Origin of the sequence: Actinomadura rubrisoli, from assembly GCF_004349215.1 — a bacterium.
GTDB lineage: Bacteria > Actinomycetota > Actinomycetes > Streptosporangiales > Streptosporangiaceae > Spirillospora > Spirillospora rubrisoli.
Window position 1 is genome coordinate 1 of the sequence record NZ_SMKU01000580.1, and the last position, 3,104, is coordinate 3,104.

The window sequence follows — 3,104 nt, forward strand, 5'->3', positions numbered from 1 at the left end:
GGTCACGGGGTGGGCAGGCCCAGGCCCGTCTGGGCGGCCATGAACGCGAGCGTGTCGGCCGTCAGGGCGACCGAGCGGCTCACCGACCGGGCGGCGTGGCCCACCTCGGCCTCGTTGCGCATCAGGATCGGCGCGTCCGAGGCGGTCGCGTGCTGGAGCGCGGCGCAGAACTTGCGGGCGTGCAGCGGGTCCACGCGGGTGTCGCTGCCGAACGTCGTGAACAGCGTGGCCGGGTAGGCGGTCCCGGCGTGGACGTTGTGGTACGGGGAGTAGGCGAGGAGCCAGCCGAGTTCCTCGGGGTCGTCGGCCGTCCCGTACTCGTCGTTCCAGGTCTGCCCCAGGCCGAACCGCTCGTAGCGCACCATGTCCAGGAGCGGGGCCGAGCAGACGACCGCGCGGTAGAGGTCGGGCCGCTGGGTGAGAGCGGCGCCGACCAGCAGGCCGCCGTTGGACCCGCCGGAGATCGCCAGCTGGGACGGGGTGGTGAGGCCGTCCGCGACGAGCTTCTCGGCGGCGGCGTGGAAGTCGTCGAAGACGTTCTGCTTGTGCTCCCGCATGCCCGCGCGGTGCCACTCCTCGCCCTCCTCCGACCCGCCGCGCAGGTTCGCGACCGCGTACACGCCGCCCGCCTCCACCCAGGCGAGGATGCCGGCGGAGTAGGCGGGGGTGAGCGGGATGTTGAAGCCGCCGTACCCGTACAGGACGGCCGGGCGCGGCCCCGAGGAGCCCGGAAGCGACGACACCAGCATCCGGACCTCGGTGCCGTCCCGCGAGGTGTAGGCGACCTGGCGGGTCTCGATCTCGGGGACCTCGACCGTGCCCGGTGCGGAGGCCCACAGCGTCGTCTCCCCGGTGCGCGCGTCGTAGCGCAGGACCGAGGACGGGGTGACGTTGTCGGCGTAGCCGAACCATGCCTCGTGCCCGCCCTCGGGACGCTCGATGATCCCGCCGATCGAGCCGAGGCCGGGCATGGGGATCGCGCCGAGCCGCTCCCCGGTGGCCAGGTCGTGCACGGTGATCTCGCTGATCGCGTGCCGCGTCCACCCGGCGAGCAGGACGGGCCGCTCCAGTTCGGCGGAGTCCAGGATCGCGAAGTCGCCGAGGACGGCCTCGGGGTCCTGCGGGACCAGGTCGCGCCACGTCCCGTAGGACGGGTCGGACGGGTCGGCCACGCACAGCCGCGAGCGCGGCGCGTCCCGGTCGGTGAAGATGTAGGCGCGCCCGTCGCGGCCCACCAGGATGCCGGTCGCGGCGTCCACGCCCTCCTGGACGGCGCGCATCGCGGGCCGCGCGGGCGAGGATGCCGACAGGTCCGCGATCCACAGGTCGTTGCGCGGGGAGGTGCCCTGGGCGGAGGAGATCGTCAGCCAGCGGCCGTCCTGGCTGACGTCGACGCCGTAGTAGTTGGTCTTGTCCCGGCCCTCACCGAAGATCATGACGTCGTGGGTGTCGGGCTCGGTGCCGACCCGGTGCAGGTAGACGCGCCGGTGGTACTGCTCCTCGCCCTGCGGGACGGCCCGCGCGGGCAGGCGGCGGGCGTAGTAGAACGCCTCCCCGCCGGGCAGCCAGGCCACCGACGACTCGCGCGTCCGGTCGATGGGCCCGTCCACCCGCTCGCCCGTGGCGATGTCGATCACGTACAGCAGCGACTCCTCGTCGCCGCCCGTCGACACCTTGTAGGCGAGGAGGCGGCCCTCGCGGTCGGGCTGCCAGCCGTCGAGGGTCGTGGTGCCGTCCGGGTCGAGCGCCACGGGGTCCACCAGGACGCGCTCGGTGCCGTCCGGGCCGACGGTGTAGAGCACCGGATGCTCCTGCTCGGCCGTCCGGCGCGTGAAGAACCGCCGCTCGCCCCTCCACACGGGCGAGCCGACGCTCCCGGCCCCGAGCAGCTCGCCGAGCCGCCGCCGCAGCCCCTCGCGCCCGGGCAGGGCGTCCGCGACCTTGTGGAAGAGTTCGTCCTGGGCGGCGAGCCACGCCCTGGTCTCGTCGCTGTCGGCGTCCTCCAGCCAGCGGTACGGGTCGGCGACCCGGTGACCGTGGAGGTCCTCGACGATGTCCTGGCGCGGCGCGGGCGGGTACGGCGTTCCGGTCATGGGATGAACTGTATTGGCCGTTGCGGTTCACCCGCTCCGATCCGCCCGCCGGACGCCCGCAGCGCCGTCCCTGACGCCACTTTGGCAGGTACCGGGCGTGTTTTTGCGTTCGATCAGGCACACGGAGGGGGATTATTGGGGTAGCGAACGGGCTCCTCAGACGCCACACTGATTTCGGGTCGGTTCGCCCCTGAGGAGGACCTCATGGCGGGTGCGCAGGTGCCGGAGACAATAATCGGGCCTCGGTGGGAGGCGCGCTCAGCCGCGCCCGCCGAGGCCAACGGACCACGATGCCCGGCGGAGGGCGTCTGATGCGACAAGTCCTCCTCCTGAACGCGACCTACGAACCACTCACCACGCTCCCGCTTCGGCGAGCGGTCTGCCTCGTGCTTCGGGAGAAGGCGGAGATCGTCCACCACGACACCTCCGGCGCGGTGCTCCACTCGGCCACGATGGCGATCGAGGTCCCGTCGGTGATCCGGCTCCGCCGCTACGTGCGGATCCCGTTCCGGACCCGGGTGCCGCTGACCCGCGCCGCGCTGATGCGCCGCGACAACTTCCGCTGCGTGTACTGCGGCCGCCGCGCCGAGACCATCGACCACGTCCACCCGCGCAGCCGCGGCGGCAAGCACGTCTGGGAGAACTGCGTCGCGTCCTGCATGACCTGCAACCACCGCAAGGCCGACCGGCTCCTGGAGGAACTGGGCTGGACGCTCAGCATCACCCCCGGCGTGCCCCGGGGCGCCCACTGGCGGCTCATCGGGATCGTCCACGACGGCGACCCCCAGTGGGCGGCGTACGTGTCGGAACCGGCCGCCTGACCGTATCCTGGTCGCGTGCCACGCTATGACTACCGCTGCCGCGCCTGCGGGTCGACCTTCGAGGTCTCCCGCCCGATGATCAACGCCTCGGACCCGGCGCCCTGCCCCCACGGCCACGACGACACGGTCAAGCTGCTCTCCACGGTCGCCGTCACCGGCACCGGCCGGGCCGGCTCCCCCCGTCCCCAGC

At 72.8% G+C, this 3,104-nt stretch carries 3 protein-coding genes; 2 read left to right on the forward strand and 1 reads right to left on the reverse strand.

Annotated features, from left to right (window positions below; genetic code table 11):
• Positions 1–2: 2 nt before the first annotated feature.
• Complete coding sequence (locus E1298_RS45595) at positions 3–2,093, reverse strand: prolyl oligopeptidase family serine peptidase (RefSeq protein ID WP_131903598.1); 2,091 nt, start codon at positions 2,091–2,093, stop codon at positions 3–5.
• A 311-nt stretch (positions 2,094–2,404) separates the two neighbouring features.
• Here E1298_RS45595 and E1298_RS45600 point away from each other — a divergent pair, with 311 nt between their 5' ends.
• Complete coding sequence (locus E1298_RS45600; RefSeq protein WP_131903599.1) at positions 2,405–2,914, forward strand: HNH endonuclease; 510 nt, start codon at positions 2,405–2,407, stop codon at positions 2,912–2,914.
• Between the two features lie 15 nt (positions 2,915–2,929).
• Positions 2,930–3,104, forward strand: a 175-nt coding sequence (locus tag E1298_RS45605; RefSeq protein WP_131903600.1) for an FmdB family zinc ribbon protein, incomplete at its 3' end; no start/stop codon positions are given.